General features: G+C 67.2%; 22 protein-coding genes. 10 read left to right on the top strand and 12 right to left on the bottom strand.

The window, feature by feature from the left end; all coding sequences use genetic code 11:
• Nucleotides 1-244: 244 nt before the first annotated feature.
• The 3 genes from ON37_RS24195 to ON37_RS24185 all read right to left on the bottom strand — a co-directional run bounded on the left by ON37_RS24195 (nt 245) and on the right by ON37_RS24185 (nt 1,574).
• Nucleotides 245-703 carry an SRPBCC family protein gene (locus tag ON37_RS24195; RefSeq protein WP_040722578.1) on the bottom strand — a complete coding sequence of 153 codons (459 nt, stop codon included), beginning with the start codon at nt 701-703 and terminating at the stop codon, nt 245-247.
• Nucleotides 700-1,053, bottom strand: a complete 354-nt coding sequence (locus ON37_RS24190; RefSeq protein ID WP_040722577.1) for an ArsR/SmtB family transcription factor — start codon at nt 1,051-1,053, stop codon at nt 700-702. The genes ON37_RS24195 and ON37_RS24190 overlap by 4 nt, the downstream gene beginning before the upstream one ends.
• Nucleotides 1,054-1,205: 152 nt before the next feature.
• Nucleotides 1,206-1,574, bottom strand: a complete 369-nt coding sequence (locus tag ON37_RS24185; protein ID WP_040722575.1) for a nuclear transport factor 2 family protein — start codon at nt 1,572-1,574, stop codon at nt 1,206-1,208.
• 138 nt (nt 1,575-1,712) lie between these two features.
• Here ON37_RS24185 and ON37_RS24180 point away from each other — a divergent pair, with 138 nt between their 5' ends.
• From ON37_RS24180 to ON37_RS24160, 5 genes are all read left to right on the top strand, one after another.
• A complete protein-coding gene (locus ON37_RS24180) occupies nt 1,713-2,693 on the top strand; it encodes an RNA polymerase subunit sigma-70 (RefSeq protein ID WP_217999958.1) in 981 nt (326 codons plus the stop codon).
• 232 nt (nt 2,694-2,925) lie between these two features.
• Nucleotides 2,926-3,558: a TetR/AcrR family transcriptional regulator gene (locus tag ON37_RS24175; RefSeq protein WP_245553418.1), complete on the top strand. Its 633-nt coding sequence runs from the start codon at nt 2,926-2,928 to the stop codon at nt 3,556-3,558.
• Between the two features lie 74 nt (nt 3,559-3,632).
• A complete protein-coding gene (locus ON37_RS24170) occupies nt 3,633-5,336 on the top strand; it encodes an NAD-binding protein (protein ID WP_051031982.1) in 1,704 nt (567 codons plus the stop codon).
• Between the two features lie 76 nt (nt 5,337-5,412).
• A complete protein-coding gene (locus ON37_RS24165) occupies nt 5,413-6,273 on the top strand; it encodes an alpha/beta hydrolase family protein (RefSeq protein ID WP_040722572.1) in 861 nt (286 codons plus the stop codon).
• Nucleotides 6,274-6,388: 115 nt separating this feature from the next.
• On the top strand, nt 6,389-8,041 hold the full coding sequence (locus tag ON37_RS24160; protein WP_040722571.1) for an MFS transporter: 1,653 nt from the start codon (nt 6,389-6,391) through the stop codon (nt 8,039-8,041).
• A 1-nt stretch (nt 8,042) separates the two neighbouring features.
• Here ON37_RS24160 and ON37_RS24155 read toward each other — a convergent pair whose 3' ends face one another.
• From ON37_RS24155 to ON37_RS24145, 3 genes are all read right to left on the bottom strand, one after another.
• Nucleotides 8,043-8,459: an SHOCT domain-containing protein gene (locus ON37_RS24155; protein WP_040722570.1), complete on the bottom strand. Its 417-nt coding sequence runs from the start codon at nt 8,457-8,459 to the stop codon at nt 8,043-8,045.
• A gap of 25 nt (nt 8,460-8,484) precedes the next feature.
• Complete coding sequence (locus ON37_RS34765) at nt 8,485-8,703, bottom strand: three-helix bundle dimerization domain-containing protein (RefSeq protein ID WP_040722569.1); 219 nt, start codon at nt 8,701-8,703, stop codon at nt 8,485-8,487.
• A 123-nt stretch (nt 8,704-8,826) separates the two neighbouring features.
• Nucleotides 8,827-10,896: a prolyl oligopeptidase family serine peptidase gene (locus ON37_RS24145; RefSeq protein WP_040722568.1), complete on the bottom strand. Its 2,070-nt coding sequence runs from the start codon at nt 10,894-10,896 to the stop codon at nt 8,827-8,829.
• 156 nt (nt 10,897-11,052) lie between these two features.
• On the opposite strand from ON37_RS24145, the gene ON37_RS24140 reads away from it, so the two are divergent.
• Entirely contained in the window at nt 11,053-12,051 is a 999-nt protein-coding gene (locus ON37_RS24140) for a dipeptidase (RefSeq protein ID WP_040722567.1), read from the top strand.
• A gap of 80 nt (nt 12,052-12,131) precedes the next feature.
• Complete coding sequence (lpdA, locus tag ON37_RS24135) at nt 12,132-13,535, top strand: dihydrolipoyl dehydrogenase (RefSeq protein WP_040722566.1); 1,404 nt, start codon at nt 12,132-12,134, stop codon at nt 13,533-13,535.
• 102 nt (nt 13,536-13,637) lie between these two features.
• Here the strand turns inward: lpdA and ON37_RS24130 are convergent, their stop codons facing one another.
• On the bottom strand, nt 13,638-14,036 hold the full coding sequence (locus ON37_RS24130; RefSeq protein ID WP_085997383.1) for a winged helix-turn-helix transcriptional regulator: 399 nt from the start codon (nt 14,034-14,036) through the stop codon (nt 13,638-13,640).
• Nucleotides 14,037-14,153: 117 nt separating this feature from the next.
• Between ON37_RS24130 and ON37_RS24125 the strand changes: the two genes are divergently transcribed.
• Entirely contained in the window at nt 14,154-15,008 is an 855-nt protein-coding gene (locus ON37_RS24125) for an SDR family oxidoreductase (RefSeq protein ID WP_040722563.1), read from the top strand.
• A gap of 170 nt (nt 15,009-15,178) precedes the next feature.
• On the opposite strand, the gene ON37_RS24120 is transcribed toward ON37_RS24125, so the two are convergent.
• Nucleotides 15,179-15,595, bottom strand: a complete 417-nt coding sequence (locus ON37_RS24120; protein WP_040722560.1) for a VOC family protein — start codon at nt 15,593-15,595, stop codon at nt 15,179-15,181.
• A gap of 164 nt (nt 15,596-15,759) precedes the next feature.
• Between ON37_RS24120 and ON37_RS24115 the strand changes: the two genes are divergently transcribed.
• Complete coding sequence (locus tag ON37_RS24115) at nt 15,760-16,578, top strand: TetR/AcrR family transcriptional regulator C-terminal domain-containing protein (RefSeq protein WP_245553416.1); 819 nt, start codon at nt 15,760-15,762, stop codon at nt 16,576-16,578.
• 42 nt (nt 16,579-16,620) lie between these two features.
• Here ON37_RS24115 and ON37_RS24110 read toward each other — a convergent pair whose 3' ends face one another.
• On the bottom strand, nt 16,621-17,160 hold the full coding sequence (locus tag ON37_RS24110; RefSeq protein ID WP_040722557.1) for a carboxymuconolactone decarboxylase family protein: 540 nt from the start codon (nt 17,158-17,160) through the stop codon (nt 16,621-16,623).
• 34 nt (nt 17,161-17,194) lie between these two features.
• Nucleotides 17,195-18,604: an acetate metabolism transcriptional regulator RamB gene (gene ramB, locus ON37_RS24105; protein WP_040722556.1), complete on the bottom strand. Its 1,410-nt coding sequence runs from the start codon at nt 18,602-18,604 to the stop codon at nt 17,195-17,197.
• A gap of 94 nt (nt 18,605-18,698) precedes the next feature.
• Here ramB and ON37_RS24100 point away from each other — a divergent pair, with 94 nt between their 5' ends.
• Nucleotides 18,699-20,279, top strand: coding sequence for an ATP-dependent DNA ligase (locus ON37_RS24100; protein ID WP_040722555.1), 1,581 nt, complete (start codon nt 18,699-18,701; stop codon nt 20,277-20,279).
• A 28-nt stretch (nt 20,280-20,307) separates the two neighbouring features.
• On the opposite strand, the gene ON37_RS24095 is transcribed toward ON37_RS24100, so the two are convergent.
• Together ON37_RS24095 and ON37_RS24090 are read right to left on the bottom strand one after the other, a co-directional pair.
• Nucleotides 20,308-20,757, bottom strand: a complete 450-nt coding sequence (locus tag ON37_RS24095) for a DUF4254 domain-containing protein (RefSeq protein ID WP_040722553.1) — start codon at nt 20,755-20,757, stop codon at nt 20,308-20,310.
• Nucleotides 20,758-20,943: 186 nt separating this feature from the next.
• Entirely contained in the window at nt 20,944-21,606 is a 663-nt protein-coding gene (locus ON37_RS24090) for a CatB-related O-acetyltransferase (protein ID WP_085997382.1), read from the bottom strand.
• Nucleotides 21,607-21,613 lie beyond the last annotated feature (7 nt).

Below are 21,613 nucleotides of genomic sequence, written 5' to 3'. Positions count from 1 at the left end.
TTCTTCGCCGGCCGGCCTCGCTGCCCGGTGATCCACCGATCCCACCTGATGCCGCGAATACCGCGATATCGTCGGATTCGCCGATCGAGCGGGAGCCGGGGCCACTCCTGACTCCTGCCCGGTGGCATCGGTCGCGGCCCACGGTGGCTTCTGCGAGGAGCCGGCCAGCTGCTCGGGGCGCGGTCGGCTTCCGCGGTGGTGCATTCGCCCTGACCGCAGACGGTGAGCTGCGGTGGTAGTGCGCTCAGTTGCGCGACATTTCCCGCAGGCGCCGTTCCAGTGCGCCGAGCTGGTCGGTGGTGCCCTGCTCGCGCCATTCGGGCCGTTCGTGGCCGTCGAGATATGCGCCGTGCTCGGTGAGGGTCAGGCGGGTGCCCTCGGGAGTCTCGGCGAACTCGACGGTGGTCAGCGATACCGTGACGACGTCGTCGTCGACGCCCATGGTGGAGGTGTAGACGATGCGTTCGTCGGGGACGATCTCCTGATAGGTGGTGGTGAACGTCATCCGCTTACCGTCGTGGACGCCCGCCGCGACCTCGCGACCGCCGACACGGAAATCGAGTTCGTGCTCGGCGCCGGGCGCGGTGAACCACTCGCGTTTGCGCTCCGGTTCGGCCCAGGACGCGAAAACCGTTGCGGGAGTGACGGGATAGTCGCGTTCGAGGGTGAAGGTGGCATGGATCGCCGAATGTGTGCCGGTCATGACGACTCCTCGGGGTCGGGGTGAGTGGTGCGCTCGGCGAGGGATGCGCCGAGCGCGTCGAGGCGGCGTTCCCAGGGGGTCTGCCGCGCGTGCAACCAGTCCTCGGCGGGGCGTAAGGCATCGGGTACCAGGTGGCAGGTGCGCACCCGCCCGACCTTCTCCGAACGGACCACACCGGCGTCCTGGAGCACCTGCAGATGCTGGACGACCGCCGCGAGCGTCATATCCAGCGGCTCGGCCAAGGCGCTGACCGCCGCTGGACCCTGGCCCAGCCGCTCGATCAGGCGCCGGCGAGTGGGGTCGGTGAGCGCTCGGAAGATCCGGTCCAACCGCTCCGATTGGTTAAGCACACGCTTAAGTGTAGAAGGGCCGGCCTAATAGTCAAGTACTTACTAAAGTATTGGACTCCAACTTTGCTGCCCGGAAGAGGCGGCGACAACACGGCCGGATCTCGGCCGCGGTCCGGTGACCGCCGCCGAGATCCGTTTCGCCCCTGAACGTTTCACTTCCCGGCGCGCGCCTCCTGGAAGGGCAGTCGATCGAAGATGAAGCGGCTGGCAGTGATGCGTCCGTCGGTGACGGTGACGAGTTCGGCCGCCGGTGCGTCGGCGACCGGAACGGTCGCGGTGTCGTAGCAGATCAGGGCGGTGGTGTCGTCGCCGAAGGCCGCTAAAAGCTCTGCACCGGTGAGGATTTCGGTAAAGGGTTGGAGGAAGGCGCGATATGCCGCTGCCCCCTCCAGGCGGCCGGCGGGAGCGTCGCAGACGATGTCGTCGTCGATACAACGCATCGCGCGATCCATATCCTTCGCGGTCCAGGCCTGGAAGTAGTCGAGGGCCACCCGTACCGCCGGGCTGTCGTTGCCGATCATGTCGTCCTCTTTCGGGTCGGTGAAAGACGCGCACGGGTATCGACACCGCGGGGCGGGTCAACGGACCGGTGGCGTCGGGGGTCGGTGTCACGATGTGGGTGAAACGTGATCGTCGGCGGTGGACGAAAGGAGGCGACCGTGCCGGATGTGAGGACGGCTGAGCGGGACGAACGAACGTTCCGGGATCTGACCGAGCCGTACCGAGCCGAGTTGCGCACGCATTGCTACCGGATGCTCGGGTCGATGTACGACGCCGAGGACGCGCTGCAGGAGACGCTGCTGGCGGCGTGGCGCAGTCTGCCGAATTTCGAGCACCGCTCGTCGCTGCGCACCTGGCTCTATCGGATCGCGACCAACCGCTGCCTGAACGCCCGGCGCACCGCCTCGCGTCGCCCGGTCGCACCGCTGCCGTTCGATGCGCCCGAGCCGACGCGCCGGGGTGAGGTGGCATGGCTGCAGCCCTGCCCGGACGGGCTGCTGGATCCGCAGCAGGTGGCGAGCCGGCGCGCCTCGGTCGAGTTGGCGTTCATCGCACTGCTGCAACAACTTCCGCCGCGGCAGGCGGCAGTGCTGGTGCTGCGTGAGGTGCTGGAATTCAGCGGTGCCGAGGTTGCCGAGATGCTCGGGCTCACCCCGATCGCGGTGAAGGCGGCGCTGCAGCGGGCTCGTGAACATCTCGCGCAAGGGCTCGATGCCGAGGCGGTGCCGCAGCCCGGATCGTCGGCCGAGCGGCGGTTGAGCGAGCGGTTCGCCCGAGCCTTCGCGGCCGCCGATGTCGACGCGGTGGTCGCGCTGCTCACCGATGAGGCCTGGTTGACGATGCCGCCGTGGCCGCACGAGTACCAGGGGCGAGCGGCGATCGCTGAATTCCTCCGCGGAATTCCGGCATTCCGGGATAGTGCCGACATTCGGCTGGCTCCGGTTCGAGCCAACGGACACCCGGCATTCGCCTGCTATTCCGGGCGGGCGGACGGCTGGTTTCATGGAACCGGACTACTGGTGACGACCGCGGGGCGCGACGGGATTGTCGCGCTCACGCATTTCCCACCCGGGGAGAACTTCTCCCGCTTCGGTTTGTCCACTGCCCTGCGGCCGAGCAGCGACCGATTTGCTTCCTGATGGAAACATTATCGAAATAAAACCTAGAAATTTCCTTCAAACTCTTCCGTCGTCGCGGGGGTATCGACTAACCTCCATTTCGGCAAACAGCCCGCGATAGGAAGAGCGCAGTCGTTGTCTCCGCGCTCCGATCACAGAGACAACTTCCGGCTAACGCGCGGTGAGTCGGAAGTGCAAGCGAAGGGCCCGATCCATGACGAGGGAATCGGGCCCTTCGGTATTGTCTGGCGCAATGTCACAGGAAACGAACGCGGGTAGGATGTACGCCGGACAGCCCGTAGAAGACCGGCAGCGGCAGCGACGTGCGCGTTTTCTGGAGTCGGGTCTGACAGTGTTCGCCAGAGACGGGTATGCCAATAGCTCGGTCGGGGCGATTTGCAAGGACGCCGGACTTTCCTCGCGACAGTTCTACGAGGAGTTCACCGGCCGCGAATCGTTGCTGCTCGAACTCTACGAACAGATCGACCGCGAATCCCGGGACGCCGTGCGGGCCGCATTGGACGCGCATGCGGATGCCGGCGCCATCGAGATCATCGATGCCGGCGTGCGGGCCTATATCGAGTCGATCGGGCGCGATCCACGCAAGGCCAGAGTTGCCCTGGTCGAGGTGGTCGGCGCCGGGCCGAAGGTCGAGAAGTTCCGGTTGGAGTTGCGCCGCGCCTGGGGTGCACTGCTGTCCGGCGCGGCCGAGGACGCGGCGCTACAGGGTGAGATCCCCAGCGGTGATTACGAGATGCGCATGCTGGCGATCATCGGCGCGGTCAACTACGTCGTCGACGAATGGAGCGGATCGGAACCGCGCCGGCCGCTGGACGAGGTGATTCGCGTGCTGCGCCGGGTGATCATGGGCGCGATCAGCGCCTGACTCACGGCCGCGGTGGCGGAGGGTGATCTGGCAATCGCCGTGCTGCCGAACGGTATTCGCTCTAGCATCGAAAGGTGAATGTTTCGCCGGGGGGCGGGCAGTCCCCGAGTTTCGTTGTCTGCGGTGACAATCCGCTCGTCCACCAGTTGGCCTTGCAGCTGATCACTCGGTTCGCCGACGCCACCGTTACCGCGGTGCTGCCGAATCGCAGCGGGAGTTACGTTCCGCAGCTGGAAAAGCTGGAGCGCGTCCGGATTCTGTGTAGTGAGCGGCTGGACGAATCCGCGCTGCGTGCCGCGGGCGTGGACCGGGCCAGGGCACTGGCCCTGGTCGATCAGGCGGATGTGGAGAATTTCCATGCCGCGCTGCGCGCGCACGAACTCAATCCGCGAATCCGGCTGGTAATCAGGATGTTCAATACCGGCTTGGGTTTTCGCATCCGGCGCCTGTTCTCCGATTGTGTGGTGTTGTCGATATCGGAGATGGCGGCGCCGTCGTTCATCGCGGCGGCACTCGGTGAAAAGGCGCAGGACTATCTGCGCTTGGGGGAGCGCACCCTGTACGTCGCGGCAGCGGGCGATGCGCCGCCGGATCGGGTGATCTCCGGGTTGGTCGGCGGTCCGGACGGTATCTCGCTGCGGCCGCCGCACGAGCCCGTGGATCGAGTCCTGGCGCTGGCGGGGCGGGTGCCGTATTCACCGGGTGCGCGAAGACGGTGGCTCAATCTGCTGCGCTACCTGGCGCGTCACGACCTGATCCGGCTGCTGCTCGTTCTGCTGGTCATCATCGCGACCGGCTGTGTCCTGATGGTGCTGATCGGAAACAGCTGGGGGACAGCGGTATACGAGACGTTGCTCGATTCGGCGGGCGCTGCGCAGCCGGAGCCTGCCCGTGAGCCGCTGTTCAAGGTTCTGCAATTGGGTGTGGTGTTCACCGGTTTGGCGATGACGCCGGTCATCACGGCGTTGGTCGTGGGCGGGGTGCTGCGGGCGCAACTGTCGGAGTATGCGATCGACCCGGCGCGAATGGAAAACCACGTCGTGGTCGCGGGCTTGGGCAACGTCGGCATGCGCGTGATGGAACAGCTCGCCGATCTGGGGGTGCCGGTGGTCGGGCTGGATTACGACGAGAATGCCCGCGGCATCGCGCTGGCTCGCAGCCTGGGCGTGCCGGTGGTGATCGGTCAGGCGACGTGGGAGGACACCCTGCGTGCGGTCGGGGTCCCGAAGGCGCGTGCACTGGTGTTGCTGACCTCGAGTGATGCGGTCAATCTGGAGGCGGCCATGCTCGGCCAGTCCTACCGCGACGATCTGCGGGTGGCGTTGCGGCTCTCCGACGACGACCTCGCCGATCGGGTGCAGCGCAGTCTCGGGAAAGCGGTGGTGCGCAGCGTATTCCAGCTGGCCGGCGAGGGCTTCGCGGCAGCCGTGGTCGAGCGGCGGGTGATCGCTACCCTGTCGATCAACCAGGCCACCCTGCTGGTGGCGGAGATTCCGGTGGAAGCGGGATCGGCGCTGACCGGGATGCCGATCGCCGAGGTCGGATCGTCCGAGCACACCCGGGTGCTCGCCCTGCAACGGACGCTCGGCGATGCCCTGCAATGGCAGCCGGCGCCGCAGACCGTCCTGGTCGAGGGCAATCAGCTGGTGGTGGTCGCCACCCGGACCGGGCTCGACGATCTGCTGGAACGCAGCAGCGGGACCGTCGTCGACGAGGTGACCGGGTCCGGTGCTCGCGACACCGACGGGTCGGCCGAGCCCGATGCGGTCGGGTCCTGACCCTGCCGGTCCGCAGCCGGACGAGTCTGGCGCGACGGCTCCCGGCTGGGTGACCGCCGCGCGGTAGCGTGCGCATATGGAGACGATTCCGATCCAGATGCCGGACGGGTCCACGGTGCCGGTGCGGTTCGTTGCGGCGAGCGGTCCGCATCGGCACGTCATCACCGCCGACGCCCCGCGGCCGGTGATCGTGATCATTCCCGGCCTCGGCGTACCCGGGGAGTACTACGGCGACTTCGCGCGCGAGCTGGCCCGCCGCGGGTTCGACGCCGCGATCGGAGAATTGCGGGGTAACGGCGACAGCCGGCCGAAACCGAGTTCGGCCAGTACCTACGGCTATCACGAACTGGTCTCCGTCGATTTCCCCGCCATCTTCGAGGCCGTGCGCACCCGCTTCCCGGACAGCACACCGATGCTGCTGGGGCACAGTATGGGCGGTCAACTCGGGGTGATGTACGCGGCGCGCATCCGCGGTCGGCTGGGCGGCCTGATTCTGGTCGCCTCGGGCACCCCGTACTACCGCGGTTACGGCGGCATCGCACGGTCGGCGATGCTGGTCGGTCCGGCCGCGATCTCCCTGACCGCCAACCTGGCCGGCTTCTGGCCCGGCGACCGGATCACCGCCGGCGGTTTCGGCCGGCAGTCGAAGGTGCTGATCTCGGATTGGGCGCGGCTGGCGCGCACCGGCCGGTTCGTGCCGGTAGGCGCCGACATCGACTACGACGAGCGGATCGCGCGACTGAAACTGCCGGTGCTGTCGGTGACCATCGCCGGCGATGATCTGACCCCGCGCAGCTCCGCCGCGCATCTGCTGGAGAAACTGCCCAATGCCCGGGTCACGACCTGGCACGAGCCGAAGCGGCTGGGGCACAACGGCTGGATCACCGACCCCGTCGGTACCGTCGACCGCATCGAGAAATGGGTGCGCGACCTGTAGAAGCGCCGCGCTGCTGGGGCTTCCGGTGCTTCAATGGACGGGTGCGCAGGGAGGCCGCCCGAGGCCGGTGCATGGATTCGCTGTCCGCTTCGACTCGCATGCGAGCGCGGCGCGAATGACCTCGCGTCCGGAAGCGGCTACCGGATCCACACTCGTCTTGGCGGTGCTGGGTTCCGGCCAGTTCTTGATGACCCTCGACAGTTCGGTCATGAACGTCTCGATGGCGACCGTGGCCAGTGATATCGGCACCACGATCACCGGTATCCAGACCGCCATCACGCTCTACACCTTGGTGATGGCCTCGCTGATGGTGACCGGCGGAAAGGTCGGCTCGATCCTCGGACGGCGACGGGCCTTCGGCGTGGGATTGGTCATCTACGGGGCAGGCTCGCTGGTCACCGGCGCGGCGCCCGACCTGTTGGTCCTGCTGCTGGGCTGGTCGCTGCTGGAGGGCGTCGGCGCGGCCCTGATCATGCCCGCGATCGTGTCGCTGGTAGCGGCCAATTTCGGTCGTGAGCGCCGGGCCGCCGCATACGGTCTCGTCGCGGCGGCAGGTGCCATGGCCGTGGCGGTCGGGCCGCTGCTGGGTGGGGCGGTGACGACCTTCGCGTCCTGGCGCTACGTGTTCTTCGGCGAGGTCGTGGTCGTCGCCGCCATCCTGCTGGTACTGCGCCGGGTGGCCGATGTTCCCCCGGCGCGGGTGCGGCTGGACCTGATCGGCTCCGTGCTGTCGGTCGTCGGTCTCGCGGCGGTCGTGTTCGCGGTGCTGCGGTCGAGCGAATGGGGCTGGCTGCGCCCGCGTCCGGGCGGGCCGGAGGTCGCCGGGTTGTCCCCGGTCGTCTGGCTGATTCTGATCGGTTTGCTGGTGTTGTACGTTTTCCTGCGATGGCAGCACCGGCTGCTGCGGAAGGGGCGGGAGCCGCTGATCGATCCCGGACTCCTCGGGAATCGCCGGCTCGGGGGCGGGCTGGCGATGTTCTTCGCGCAGTTCGCGATTCAGGCCGGGGTGTTCTTCGCGGTGCCGCTGTTCCTGTCGGTGGTACTGGAGTTGAGTGCGCTCGAGACCGGAGTGCGTATCCTCCCGCTCTCGGTGGCGCTCGTCGCGGCGGCAGCCGGGATACCCAAGTTCGTGCCGCATGCGAATCCGCGGCGCGTGGTTCGCCTCGGATTGGGGTCGATGGTCATCGGGATCCTGTTGCTGGCCGGTGGTATGGACCCCGGTGCGAACGCCGGGGTGGTGGCGGTGCCCATGCTGCTCATGGGCGTGGGCCTGGGAGCGCTGGCCTCGCAGCTGGGGGCGATCACGGTATCGGCGGTACCGGATTCGCAGAGCGCGGAGGTCGGTGGGTTGCAGAACACCGCGACCAATCTCGGCGCCTCGTTGGGTACCGCGTTGATCGGGTCGATTCTGATCGCCACGCTGACGTCGTCGGTGATCAGCGGTATCGAGAACAACCCGGATGTGCCGGTCGCCGTCGCGCAGCGGGCCGATACCGAATTGGCCGACGGGGTGCCGTTTCTGTCCGACACCCAGTTGCGGCAGGCTCTCGATACCGCCGGCGTTGCTCAGCCGACGACGGACGCGGTCGTCGCGGTCAACTCGGACGCGCGTTTGCAGGCATTGCAGGTGGCCTTCGCGGTGACCGCACTGCTGGCCGTCGCCGCCCTGTTCGTCACCGGCCGATTACCGCGGCGGCCCGTGGGCTCCGATCCGGAGGCCGGTGCGAACACCGGCTTCGCGCCCGGAGAACGGACCGGCGCGGATTGAATCATCGGGCCGCCGGCACGTTGCCACGGTCGGTGCTGTTGTTTCCGAGGGCTCGCGCTTTGAGCTGGGCATACTCGGCGTTGTCGATCGTGCCCGCGTCGTAGAGGGCCTTGGCCTCGGCGATCTGTTCGGCGGGGGACTTGCCCGCGACTTGGCGGATGTAGTCGTCGGCTGCCTGCTTGGCCTCCGCATGAGCGTGTTGGGCGCGCACGGCCATCCCCTTGCCGCGCACGATCAGGTACACCAGCGCCGTGAGGTAGGGGAAGATCACCAAGCCGATGACCCAGCCGGCCTTGGCGATTCCGGAGACCGTGTGATCGCGGAACAGGTCGGTCAGTATCTGGAACAAGATGATCAGATAGGCCACGAACGCGAAGACCAGAACGGTGTACCAGAGGTAATCCCAGAACGTATCCATGATGTGTGCTCCTCTCGAGAACCTGCTACCGAGCCGACGTGGCCGGTGGATTGGCCGAATCGGAGAGTCGCTGGCGGGCGAGCCGTTCCACGAGTTCCGGTAAGGCGAGGGCCGGTGCCCCGCGAAGATCTCGCAGCGCGCGTGCGACTGCGAGCTCGATGGATTCGCGTGGCACTGCCGCACCGAATTCGGCGGCGAGCCGCTCTTCCGCGCGGGGTGCCACGGATGCGGTCGATGAGTGCATCGCAAATCCTGTCGTTCTCGGGCCCCGCATCGAGAATGGCAGTGCGGCAGGTCACACTCCAGGGACCAAAGGCCCGAAATCCGACGGGCCATCGGTCATCTGTTTTCCGGAGATCGATCGCGATCAGGCGGTGGTGCGCCGCTCGATGAGCATCTGGGTGAAGAACTCGTAGATCAGCGCCGATTGGAAGGCCATCTGCTTGTTGTCGGCCGCGCCGCCGTGGCCGCCTTCGATGTTCTCGTGATACCAGACCGTGCGTCCCTGCGCTTCCAGCAGCGCGGCCATCTTGCGGGCGTGGCCGGGGTGGACGCGGTCGTCACGGGTCGAGGTGGTGAGCAGGATCGGCGGGTAGGGCCGCGCCGGATCGGCCGTCATCGCCACCTGATAGGGCGAGTACCGGCTGATGTAATCCCATTCCTCGGGCTTGTCCGGGTCGCCGTATTCGGCGATCCAGGACGCGCCCGCCAGCAACAGGTGATAGCGCTTCATGTCCAGGAGCGGTACCTGGCAGACGATGGCGCCGAACAGTTCGGGATAACGGGTCAGCATCACCCCCATCAGCAGTCCGCCGTTGCTGCCGCCGACGGCGCCGAGCTGCTCCGGCGTCGTGATGTCACGGGCGACAAGGTCTTTCGCCACCGAGGAGAAGTCCTCGTAGACCTTGTAGCGGTTGGCCTTCTGCACCTGGGTGTGCCATCGCGGACCGTATTCGCCGCCGCCGCGGATGTTGGCCATCACCCAGGTGCCGCCGCGCTCCAGCCAACCCATGCCCACGGCGCCGCTGTAGCCGGGGGTGCGCGAAACCTCGAACCCGCCGTAACCGGACACCACGGTCGGTCCGGGGGTGCCGCGGTGGTCGCGGTGGCGAATCACGAAGTACGGCACCATGGTCCCGTCATCGGAGCGGGCGAAGAACTGTTCGGTCTCGAGTCCCGCGCTGTCGAAGAAGCCCGGCTCGCGCTTGAGGACCACCGCGGGCGCACCCACGGCACCGGCGAGCAGGGTGGCCGGAGTGGTGAATCCGCTTGTGGTGAGCATGAATTCGTCACCGCTCTCCAACGGGTCGAGGTTCATCACATTGGTGGTCGCCATCGGTGGGGTATCGGCGAGGGCCTGCCGGGTCCAACCGGATACGCCGGGAGTGATGACGTAGAGCTTGGTCTGCACATCCTCGAGGGTGATCAGCAGCAGGTGGTTCTCGGTCCATCCGTAACCGTGCAGTGAGGTGTGCGCGTCCGGCTCGAATACGACCTCGAAATCGCGCGCGCCCGCGAAGAACGCCTCGATGTCGATGGCCAACAGCGCGCCGGCCGGATAGTCGCGGCCCGCCACGGACCAGGGCGATTTCAGCTGTACCAGCAGCCAGTCCTTGTACCACGACTCGGAGGCGTCGCTGGGCACGTCGATGTGGCGCAGGCTGCCGTCCGGGTTCACGAGATAGACCGATTCGTTGAAGAAGTCGGTCGCGCGGGCGACGTAGTGCCGTTCGTATCCCGGCGTGCGGTCGTAACCGGCCGATACCATCACGTCGCCGGGCTCACCCTCGAACACCGTCTCCGCCTCGGTCAGCGGGGTGCCGCGCCGCCAGCGTTTGGCCACTCGCGGATAGCCGGAATCGGTGAGCGTGCCGGGACCGAAGTCCGTTCCCACATAGACGGTGTCGGCGTCGATCCAGCGGATTTGGGATTTGGCCTCGGGCAGGTAGAAGCCGCCGGCGGCGGGATCACGGAATTGCCGTGTGCCCATATCGAATTCGCGCACCACCTTGGCGTCGGCGCCACCCCGCGACAGGCTGATCAGCGCCAGATTCTGCGCCGGCCGCAACACCGCCGCGCCGCCCCACACCCAGTTCTCGTCCTCGGCGGCGGCCAGTGCGTCCAGGTCGATCAGCACATCCCAGGCCGGTTCGTCGGTGCGATAGTCGTCGAAGGTGGTGCGGCGCCACAGCCCGCGGGGATGTTCGGCGTCGCGCCAGAAGTTGTAGAGCCAGCGACCGCGCCGAGTGGGGTACGGGATGCGGGTGTCGGTATCGAGCATGTCGAGGATGCGATGGTCGAGGTCATCGAACCGTTCGGTGGTGGCGAAGCGCTCGATCACCACCTCGTTGTGGGCGCGGGCCCAGCTCAGGGCCTGGTCGCCGGTGACGTCCTCGAGCCAGAGGTAGGGGTCGGTCTGTTGCTCGGCACCGCTCATGGGTCACATTCTCACCTACCGGTCGTCGCGCCGGTGTGGTGAGAGGTGTCCGCGGTTCGGTTTGCGGCGGACCCGGCGCGTTTCGTCGCGGGGCCGGGCCCGCACTCCGTACAGTTTGCGGATCGAGTCCCGGTCGGGAGCCGGAAGGAGAACCGGGTGGCGCTCTGGGAACAGCACTGCTGTCTGCCGGTGCTTCCGTCCGCCGAGATCGCGGATCTGGCGCGGTATCCGGCGGGCTCGTATCTGTCGGTGAACGTGGGATATTCGCTGCACGACATCGAGGATGCGCTGGCGATGGTCCACTTGCTGCGCCGAGAAGCCTTGGCGGACGGTCGTTTCCATCTGGTCCGTACCGTCGCCGACACCGAGGTGACCGACCGGATCGCACTGGCCTTCGATCTGGAGGATTCGCGACCGCTCGCCGGAGATCTGGACAACGTGCCGCTGTTCCACTCGCTGGGCGTGCGTTCGCTGCTACCCACCTACAACCATGCCAATGCCGCCGGCGGCGGTTGTCTGGACGCGACGGATACCGGCCTCACCCGGTACGGCCGCGATCTGATCCGTACCCTCGACGAGGTCGGAATGTTCGCCGACGGCTCGCACTGTTCGCCGCGAACGGGTCTGGATATCGCCGAGGTCGTGCGCGGGCCGATGATCTACAGTCACTCCAATTTCGCGGCGCTGTGGCCGCATCCGCGCAATATCACCGACGATCAGGCCCGGGCCTGTGCCGGCAGCGGCGGCGTGATCGGCATCAACGGAGTCGGAATCTTCCTGGGGCGCAATCGCGTCGAGGGCCGCACCGCGCGGATCGAGGCGATGGCCGACCATATCGCCTACGGAGCCGATCTGGTCGGGGTCGAACATATCGGCATCGGCTCGGACTTCTCCTTCGACGGCGATCAGTTCAACGCCGAGATCGCCGCCGCTCCGGAGAATTTCTCGGAGGACTACACCCGCTGGGGGCCGCTGCAGTGGGTGCCGCCGGAAGATTTGCTGGGGTTGGCGCCCGCCGCCGGGGACGAGGGCGAGCGCGCGATCCGGGTGCCCGGCCTGGATGAGGTGCTGGCCCGCCGGGGGTTCACCGAATCCGAGCGCGCCGCGATTTTCCGGGACAATTTCGCGCGCGTGGCCCGGCAGGTCTGGAAGTAGCCGGTCGGGTAGTGGTCGGCCTCTCACCACTGCGGGGGATGGATGAGTGCGGTGTCGGCGACAGCGCTAGGCTCGCTACCGTGACTTCCCACTACGATGTCGTCGTTCTCGGCGCTGGTCCCGGCGGTTACGTCGCCGCGATCCGCGCCGCTCAACTCGGCCTGCGAACAGCGATCGTCGAGCAGAAATACTGGGGTGGCGTGTGCCTGAACGTCGGGTGCATTCCGTCCAAGGCACTGCTGCGCAATGCGGAGCTGGCCCATATCTTCACCAAGGAAGCGAAGACGTTCGGTATCTCCGGACAGGCGAGCTTCGACTTCGGTGCCGCCTTCGACCGAAGTCGTAAGGTCGCGGACGGCCGGGTCAAGGGCGTCCACTTCCTGATGAAGAAGAACAAGATCGACGAGTTCGACGGGAAGGGCACCTTCACCGACGCGAACACCCTCTCGGTCGAGCTGAGCAACGGCGGCACCGAAACCGTCACCTTCGACAACGTCATCATCGCCACCGGCACCGAGACCAAGCTGCTGCCGGGCACCTCGCTGTCGCAGAACGTGGTGACCTACGAGGAGCAGATCCTGACCCGCGACCTGCCGGGGTCGATTCTGATCGTCGGTGCGGGCGCGATCGGTATGGAGTTCGGGTACGTCCTGAAGAACTACGGCGTGGACGTGCGGATCGTGGAGTTCCTCGACCGCGCGCTGCCGAACGAGGACGCCGACGTCTCCAAGGAGATCACCAAGGCGTACAAGAAGCTCGGCATCACCATCACCACCGGTGCCTCGGTGCAATCCATCGAGGACAACGGTTCCAAGGTCACCGTCTCGATCAAGGACAACAAGTCCGGTTCGGTCGAGACCGTCACCGTCGACAAGGTGCTGCAGGCCGTCGGTTTCGCGCCGCGGGTCAAGGGCTACGGCCTGGAGAACACCGGCGTGCAGCTGACCGAGCGTGGCGCCATCGCGATCGACGACTACATGCGCACCAACGTGCCGCACATCTACGCCATCGGTGATGTCACGGCGAAACTGCAGCTGGCCCACGTGGCCGAGGCGCAGGGTGTGGTGGCGGCCGAGACGATCGGCGGTGCGGAGACGCTGCCGCTGGGCGACTACCGGATGATGCCGCGCGCGACGTTCTGCCAGCCGCAGGTCGCCAGCTTCGGACTCACCGAACAGCAGGCCCGCGACGAGGGTTACGACGTGAAGGTCGCGACCTTCCCGTTCACCGCGAACGGTAAGGCGCACGGCCTCGGCGACCCGACCGGGTTCGTGAAGCTGATCGCCGACGCCAAGTATGGCGAGCTGATCGGCGGCCACCTGATCGGACCCGATGTGTCGGAGCTGCTGCCGGAGTTGACGCTGGCCCAGAAGTGGGACCTGACCGTCAACGAGCTGGCCCGCAACGTGCACACCCACCCGACGCTGAGCGAGGCGTTGCAGGAGGCGTTCCACGGCCTCGCGGGGCACATGATCAACTTCTGATCTTCGCGTTCACGGCCCGGTACCAGCGAATTCTGCTGGTACCGGGCCGTTTTCGTCGGCGGGCGGGGCGAACGATCGGTTCGCCCGACCTCAGGACGCCGATCAGTCGCGGTGGTACGCGGCCTGGGCCGCGAGGATGGTGTCGATATTGTCCTCCAGGATCGCGATCAAGCCGTAGAGCTGATCGGCGACCTGGGCGCCGAGGTCGGTGAGCGTGTATTCGACGCGTGGGGGAATGGTCTGCTGGACTTCGCGATGGATCATGCCGTCGCGTTCCAGGGCTTGCAGGGTTTGCGAGAGCATCCGTTCGCTGATGCCGTCGACTCGGCGCCGCAGGGCGCTGAAGCGGTACGGCCCCTCGCGCAGCGCCACCAGGGCGAGGGCGCCCCAGCGGCTCGCGACATTTTGCAGTACCGGTCGAGAGCTGCAGTTACGCGCGAAGACATCGGCTTCCAGCGTCGGATCGGCATCGTCGGCCGATCGCAATTGCCGAGTCGTCATGCTCTCGATGCTACCCATCGGCCCCGTAATGACATCGCGGTCGGTAGTGCGGGAATATCAGGTACTAACTAATAGTTAGTGCAGGATGTTCCGTACATGAGAGCTGGAGGTTGGGTTATGACTGTCGCCGTCACCGGGGCCAGTGGGCAGCTGGGTCGTCTCGTGGTCGAGGCGTTGTCGAACAGGGATGCGGGAGCCGTGGTGGCGATCGTGCGGGATCCGGCCAAGGTCGCCGATCTGGCCGCGCGGGGTGTGGAGGTGCGGCAGGCGTCGTACGACGATCCGGCGGCCCTGGATCGCGCGCTCGCCGGTGTGGATCGAGTTCTGCTGGTGTCGGGCAACGAGTTCGGTGCGCGAATCACCCAGCACGGCAACGTGGTTCGCGCCGCCGAGCGGGCCGGGGTCGAACTGCTGGCCTACACCAGTATTCCGCGGGCCGACGTGAACCCGATGTTCCTCGCGCAGGAGCATCGTGGAACCGAAGAGGTGATCGCGAAATCGACTGTGCCGCACGTATTCCTGCGGAACAGCTGGTACTGGGAGAACTACCTGACCGGTCTGGACGCGACACTGGAATCGGGCGTCCTCTACGGTTCGGCCGGTGCGGGCCTGGTCGCGGCGGCCGCCCGGGCCGATTACGCGGAGGCCGCCGCGGTGGTGCTCACCACGGACGGCCATGCCGGACAGGTGTACGAGCTCGGCGGTGACGAACATCTGTCGCTCGCCGATCTGGCGAACGTGATCTCCACGCTGACGGGCAAGCCGTTGCGGTATCAGGACCTGCCGCGGGACGAGTATGCCGCGGGATTGGAAAAGGCCGGCGTGCCGGCGGATTTCGCGCAGGTGCTGGCGGATTCGGATGTCGGGATCCGGGACGGTTGGCTGGATGTGCACAGCGGCGATCTGCAGAAGCTGATCGGCCGGGCGTCGACGCCGGCGGCCGAGGTGTTGGGCCGCGCTCTCGCCGGCTGAGTGCGCGGGTGCGGGGTCGTCGATAGCCGCCGTATTCGATCCGACACGACCGCCGCTTCGGACCGATGGATGATCCGGCGGCGGGCAGTGGAACGCGGTCGGCCGCGGGCTCGCTGTGCAGATCTCCGGTGCCCGGCGTCGGCGCGCGACGTCGGGCACCGGTCGCGGGATCAGGACGCGTTGGCGTTCGCGTCGTAGGCGTTCGGGTCGCCCACCCACTGGACCAGCTGGATCACGATGCCGTTCGGGTCGATCGCCTGGAAGTAGCGCTCACCCCACGGCTCGGTCTCGATCGGGGTCACGATCTCGACGCCTTCGGCCCGCACCCGCTCGTATTCCGCGTCGATGTCATCGACGGTGAAGGCGAGCAGCAGGCCTTGGCCGGCGTCGCCGGCGACTCGCGCCGGTTTGAAGGTCGGTAGCCCGGTGCGCAGGAAGATCACGTTGAATCCGGCATCGGGCCGGCCGAGGGAGACGAATCCGTCCGCGGACATCTCGACCGCGAAGCCGAAGTGTTCGCTGAGGAATTTCGCCGACGCCTCGGGATCGGCGACGTTCAGCGAGATGGCGGATGCGGTGATGGTCACGGTCCTCCTCGGTGTTCGATGCGCCTCCGGCCACATCGGCATAACTCTCTACTAAGTATAGTGTACCGCGTAGAGAATTATTCCCGCGGGTGGTGCGCCGTGGCGGCTCGCTACGATGCGCACGGCGCCGAACTCCGCGACACGGCGCCGAAACAGGAGGTCGGGTGGCAGAGGACGTGGCCGGCACGCGGTCGCAGCGGGCCCGCGGCTCCGGGGAGCGATCCGGTGCCGGCGATCCCGCGCGCACGTTGGAACTGCTCTGGCGGCAGCCGGGGCGTGGGTCCGGGCGCGGCCCGAAACAGCGCAGCAGTGTCGACGAGGTGGTGGCCGCGGCGGTGGCGATCGCCGATGCCGAAGGCCTGGAGGCGCTCACCATGCGCGCGGTCGCCGCCGCACTGGGATTGACGCCGATGGCCACCTACACCTATGTGCCCGGCAAGGCCGAGTTGCTGGACCTGATGCTCGATTCGGTCTATGCGCAGATGCCCCGCCCGGATCTGACCGGAATGCCCTGGCGGCGAAGGGTTTCCGTGGTCGCCGAGGAGAACCGTGCGCTCTTGGCCCGGCATCCGTGGGTGGCCTACGTGCCGACGACTCGACCACCGCTGGGCCCCGGTCTGGCGGCGAAATACGACCACGAACTGAGTGCCTTCGACGGGCTCGGCCTCGATGATGTCGAGATGGACGCGGCGCTGACCTATCTGCTCGGCTTCGTCACCGCCGTCGCGCGCATCGCCATCGATACCGATCGCGCCGCCGCCGACAGTGGGCTATCGGACCGTGAATGGTGGGAGCGCACCGCCCCGGTGCTCGAGCAGGTCTTCGATCCGCAACGTTATCCGCTGGCCGCCCGGGTCGGTGCGGCCGCCGGTCAGGCGCACGACAGCGCGTACAGCGCCGACCACGCGTGGAACTTCGGCTTGGCGCGGGTGCTGGACGGCCTGGCCGTCCTCGTCGAAGGGTCCGGTTCGCCTACCGAATGAGTGGCCCGGCCGCGATCGTTCGCTACCCGAGCCGAATGCGGTTCAGTGGTCGGTTTGGATACGGAGGGTGGTGATGGTGCTGGCCAGGCCTTCGTACTGGTTCACCAGGAGCACGATTTCGATCAGGCGCTTCTCGTCGTAGTGACGGGCCAGGGCGGACCAGGCCGCGTCGTCGACGTCGCGGGTGGTGACCAGCTGGTCGACGGCCGTGAGCAGGGCGCGTTCCTTGTCCGGCCAGCCCGCCGCCTCGGGCCCGGTGCGCACACGGGCCAGGACCTCTTTGGTCACGCCGGCGCGCTTGCCGAGGCGGATGTGATGGTCGGTTTCGTATTCGCACTGACGCAGGTGGGCGACGCGCAGGATCACCAGTTCGGTCTCGTAGCGGGAGAGCTTGCCGCCGGGCATCAGCCGGCCGGAGAAATGCAGCCAGCCGCGGAACAGGCCGCCGGTGCGGCCGAGCGTGCTGAACAGGTGCGCGTCATCGGTGCCCGCCGCGCGGGACAGCACCTGCCAGACAACCCAATTGACCGGCCCCAGCTCACGCAGGCGACCGGGTGCGATCCGTGGCTCCGTCGACACCATGCCCCACGCTAACAAACGGACGCCTGCGATCGGTTCAGCGCAGTACGTAGGGCGAGATCGAGCTGCGGTGTTCGCTGATGTCGAGGGATTTGCCGAGCGGGGGGAACGCGCGTTGCGGACAGTTGGCCCGTTCGCAGACGCGGCAGCCGGCGCCGATCGGCGTGGCCTGGGGATCGTTGAGGTCCAGGCCGTCGGCGTAGACGACCCGGTTCGCATGCCGCAGTTCACAGCCCAGGCCGATCGCGAACGTCTTACTCGGCTGGCCGTAACGGGTGGCGCGCCGCTCGACGGTCCGGGCGATCCACAGGTATTTGCGGCCGTCGGGCATCTGCGCGATCTGGGTCATGATCCGGCCCGGATAGGCGAACGTTTCGTACACATTCCACAGCGGGCAGGTGCCGCCGGCGGAGGAGAAGTGGAAACCCGTGGCGGACTGCCGTTTCGACATATTCCCGGCGCGGTCCACGCGAACGAAGGAGAACGGCACACCGCGCAGTTTCGGCCGTTGCAGGGTCGAGAGCCGATGGCAGATCGTCTCGTAACTCTGTGTGAAGAACGCCGAGAGCCGCTCGATGTCGTAGCGGAAATCCTCGGCCACCTCGTGGAAATGCGAATACGGCAGCACCGTGGCGGCGGCGAAATAGTTGGCGAGCCCGAGTTTGGCCAGGGTGCGGGTGTCCTCGGAGGCGAAATTCCCCTCCTCGACCAATTTGTCGATCAGATCGCCACATTCCAGATAGGCCAGCTCCGCCGCGAGTTTGAACACCCGCTGCCCGCCGGACAGATGTGGTGCGATCTCGAGGCGCCGGGTGTCGGGATCGTAGCGGTGCAGCACGCCCTCGCCGAGGTCGATGCGCTCCACGATCTGCACCCCGTAACCGGTGGTGAGGCGACGGGTCAGCTCGCGCCGGAGGTCCCCACCGTGCAGACGCATCCGGGTCGCCAATTCCTCTGCGGCGGTGTCCAGTTCGTGAATGTAGTTCTGGCGCTGATAGAAGAAGTCGCGCACCTCTTCGTGCGGCCGGGAGATGGCGCCCGAACCGCTGCCGTCGGAGAATCGGTCCTCCGTGGCCGCGGCCAGCTGAGCGGTGGTGTTGCGGTAGCGGCGGTGCATATTCACCAGCGCCCGGGCCAGGCTCGGATGAGCCGACACCATATCGGCGATCTCCTGGGCGTCGGCCTCGATCCCGAGTTCGGTATCCATCACCACCTCCTGCAACTCGGCGATGAGGCGGGTGTCGTCCTGGGAGGCGAAGAAACTGGTGTCGACGCCGAAGACTTCGCTGATGCGCAGCAGCACCGGGACGGTGAGCGGACGCACATCGTGTTCGATCTGATTGAGGTAGCTCGCCGAGATCTCCAGCTTCTTGGCGAGCGAGATCTGGCTCAGCCCTCGTTCGGTCCGCAGCTGGCGAAGCCGCGCCCCGACGTAAGTTTTGGCCATATGTCCAGAGTATGGACTGTTTCACAAACCTGCCAAGAATGCTTTAACAGCAGACTCGAGCAATTTGTCACACCGACCGGCTACCGTCGAGATCGTGCTGCTTTCGGAAGTGGTCGCGGCGTCGGAATCGGTGCGGGCCACCGCGTCGCGCAGGGTGAAGATCGCGGGTTTGGCCGACCTGCTGAGCCGGGCCGATTCCGGAGAATTACTGCCGGTCGTGGCCTGGATTTCCGGTGAGCTACCGCAGGGCCGATTGGGGGCGGGCTGGCGCACCGTCGCCGGTATCGAGGTCGCGCCGGCCGCCGCGCCCACCTTGACCGTCGCCGCGGTGGACGCGGCGCTGACGGAGGTGGCCGGGGTTGCCGGGGCGGGATCGGTGGCGCGGCGCCGGGAGTTGCTGACCGGTCTGCTGGGGTCCGCCACGACCGCCGAGCGCACCTTCCTGATCCGGTTGCTGACCGGTGAACTGCGCCAGGGCGCGCTGACCGCGATCGTCGCCGAGGCGGTGGCGAAGGCCGCCGACGTCCCGGCCGATCTGGTCCGCCGCGCCTACATGCTCTCCGGGCGGTTGCCGGTCACCGCTGCGGCGGCGCTGTCGGGCGGGGCGGAGGCGCTGGCGGCGTTCCGGCTCGAGGTCGGCCGGCCGATCCAGCCGATGCTGGCCTCGCCGGGCGCCTCGCTCGACGAGGCGCTTCGCGAATTCGGCGATGACGTCAGCGTGGAACACAAGCTGGATGGCGCCCGGATCCAAGTACACCGCAAGGGTTCTCAGGTGTGGGTGTTCACCCGCACGCTGCGCGACATCACCTCGGGAGTGCCGGAGCTGGTGCAGCTGGCCTGCGAATTACCCTGCGACAGTGTCGTTCTCGACGGCGAAACGTTGGCGTTGACCGATTCCGGCCGGCCCCGTCCCTTCCAGGAGACGATGAGCCGGTTCGCCGCCGACCCGACCTCCGAGGAGCCCCGGCTGACGGTGAATTCCACCCGCGAGCTGCTGCTGCATCCGTACTTCTTCGACTGTCTGCACCTCGACGGTGTGGATCTGCTCGACGCGCCGCTGCGGGAACGCCGGGCCGCCTTGGCGAAAGTGGCCGGTGAACACAGTATTCCGGCGTTGATCGACCCCGATCCGGAATCGGTCGCGGAATACTTCGACGGCGCGCTGGCCGCGGGCCACGAGGGCATCATGATCAAATCGCTGTCCGCGCCCTACGCGGCGGGGCGGCGCGGCCGGTCGTGGCAGAAGATCAAGCCGGCGCACACGCTCGATCTGGTCGTGCTCGGCGCCGAATGGGGCTACGGTCGCCGCACCGGCTACCTGTCGAATCTGCATCTGGGCGCGCGCGATCCCGCAGGCGGGGATCCGATCATGGTCGGCAAGACCTTCAAGGGCCTGACCGATGCGCTGTTGCGCTGGCAGACAGCGGAATTCCCGCGCCACGAGCGTTCCCGCGACGAATACACCGTCTACCTGTGGCCGGAGCTGGTGGTCGAGATCGCCCTGGACGGGGTACAGACCAGCTCTCGCTATCCGGGCGGGGTCGCATTGCGCTTCGCGCGGGTGGTCCGGTACCGCCCGGACAAGGAGCCGGCACAGGCCGACACCATCGACGCGGTGCGGGCGTTGATGCCGACCGGTCCACAGACCCACGAAGTGGCAGACCCGCAGGCGTGAGTAGGGCTTGCCGCCCGGTTCGGACGGGCTACTCGTCGTCGTGATGACCGCTGAGGTCGGGTAGCCGGCACAGCCCGGCGGTCACCTCACCGGCGAGATGGTCGTAGGCGACCGCCAGCTCCGCCAGTCGCCGCCAGGCGTCGTGCATCAGTCGTTCGGGTTCGTCGGTCAGGGTGAGGTAGGCCAGGGCGGAGAACTGGGCGAGCCGGTCGATCACCGTGCCGACCGTTTCGGTGTGCATGCGGGCGGCGGCGTGCGCCCGGGGTAATTCGCTGGCGACCCAGCGGTCGATATCGGAAACCAGTTGGGCCCGATCGCGATCGATGTCCAGGGTGAGTCCGGGTGCGGCGGAGAGTCTCTGTTCGTGCAGTTCGCTCAGGCGGCACGCGCACTTCAGAACGGGATGACCGTCGTAGGTGAGACCCCGGCAGGCCTCCAGCAGGAGGTGTTTGGGTGGCAGCGATTCCACACCGATCATCTTCCTCCGCAAATGTTTCTGATTGGCATCGCCGCACCCGGTCGTGAATTGCCCTGAGTTTCAGGGCATTCCGCCAACCGCCGGCGGCGACCCGCCGGCAGCCGGGATGTCGATTCCGGCGAAGCGCACCGGTACGGCACCGGTCGCGTTGTGCCGGCGGATCCAGCGCACGGGAGCTGGGATGCGCTACCGGCCGGCGGGCGGCGTGGGAGCGGCTCGCTCCAGGTCGTCGACGGTGCCCGCCATGATCGTGCGGACGTGCGCGTCGATCTGTTCGATCGGCCAGTCCCACCAGGCGAGCGCCAGTAGCCGGTCGATCTCGTCCGGGCGGTAGCGGTGGCGGATGAGCCGGGCCGGGTTGCCGCCGACGATGGCGTAATCGGGGACATCGGAGGTCACCACGGAGCCGGCGGCGACGATGGCGCCGTGGCCGATCCGCACGCCCGGCATCACCGTCACGCCGTATCCGATCCAGACGTCGTTGCCGACCACGGTGTCCCCCCGGTTCGGCAGGTCCATGAGCAGATCGACATGCCGGGACCAGGCGCCACCCATGGTGGAGAAGGGGAAGGTCGACGGTCCGTCCATGCGGTGGTTGGCGCCGTTCATGATGAACCGCACGCCCGTCGCCAAGGCGCAGAACTTGCCGATGATCAGTTTCTCCGGGCCGTAGTGGTAGAGGACGTTGCGGGTTTCGAAGGCGGTGGGGTCATCCGGATCGTCGTAGTAGGAGTATTCGCCGACCTCGATCAGCGGCGAGGTGACCAGAGGTTTCAGCAGGACGACGCGGGGCTGTCCGGGCATCGGATGCAGCGTCGAGGGATCGGTGACTGCGAGTTGTTCGGGCATGGGAATC

Origin of the sequence: Nocardia veterana NBRC 100344 (assembly GCF_000308855.1) — a bacterium.
In the GTDB taxonomy this organism is placed as follows: domain Bacteria; phylum Actinomycetota; class Actinomycetes; order Mycobacteriales; family Mycobacteriaceae; genus Nocardia; species Nocardia veterana.
This window is presented reverse-complemented; position numbering and strand designations above follow the sequence as displayed.

Bases quoted from the DNA above. Each gene is read 5' to 3' on its own strand.
- ON37_RS24110 (WP_040722557.1), bottom strand. From the start codon at position 17,160: ATGGTGTCGACGGAGCCACGGATCGCACCCGGTCGCCTGCGTGAGCTG.
- ON37_RS24090 (WP_085997382.1), bottom strand. From the start codon at position 21,606: ATGCCCGAACAACTCGCAGTCACCGATCCCTCGACGCTGCATCCGATG.
- ON37_RS34765 (WP_040722569.1), bottom strand. From the start codon at position 8,703: ATGCACTCATCGACCGCATCCGTGGCACCCCGCGCGGAAGAGCGGCTC.
- ON37_RS24185 (WP_040722575.1), bottom strand. From the start codon at position 1,574: ATGATCGGCAACGACAGCCCGGCGGTACGGGTGGCCCTCGACTACTTC.
- ON37_RS24125 (WP_040722563.1), top strand. From the start codon at position 14,154: ATGACTGTCGCCGTCACCGGGGCCAGTGGGCAGCTGGGTCGTCTCGTG.
- ON37_RS24165 (WP_040722572.1), top strand. From the start codon at position 5,413: ATGGAGACGATTCCGATCCAGATGCCGGACGGGTCCACGGTGCCGGTG.
- ON37_RS24195 (WP_040722578.1), bottom strand. From the start codon at position 703: ATGACCGGCACACATTCGGCGATCCATGCCACCTTCACCCTCGAACGC.
- ON37_RS24130 (WP_085997383.1), bottom strand. From the start codon at position 14,036: ATGACGACTCGGCAATTGCGATCGGCCGACGATGCCGATCCGACGCTG.
- ramB (WP_040722556.1), bottom strand. From the start codon at position 18,604: ATGGCCAAAACTTACGTCGGGGCGCGGCTTCGCCAGCTGCGGACCGAA.
- ON37_RS24175 (WP_245553418.1), top strand. From the start codon at position 2,926: ATGTCACAGGAAACGAACGCGGGTAGGATGTACGCCGGACAGCCCGTA.
- ON37_RS24160 (WP_040722571.1), top strand. From the start codon at position 6,389: ATGACCTCGCGTCCGGAAGCGGCTACCGGATCCACACTCGTCTTGGCG.
- ON37_RS24095 (WP_040722553.1), bottom strand. From the start codon at position 20,757: ATGATCGGTGTGGAATCGCTGCCACCCAAACACCTCCTGCTGGAGGCC.
- ON37_RS24155 (WP_040722570.1), bottom strand. From the start codon at position 8,459: ATGGATACGTTCTGGGATTACCTCTGGTACACCGTTCTGGTCTTCGCG.
- ON37_RS24145 (WP_040722568.1), bottom strand. From the start codon at position 10,896: ATGAGCGGTGCCGAGCAACAGACCGACCCCTACCTCTGGCTCGAGGAC.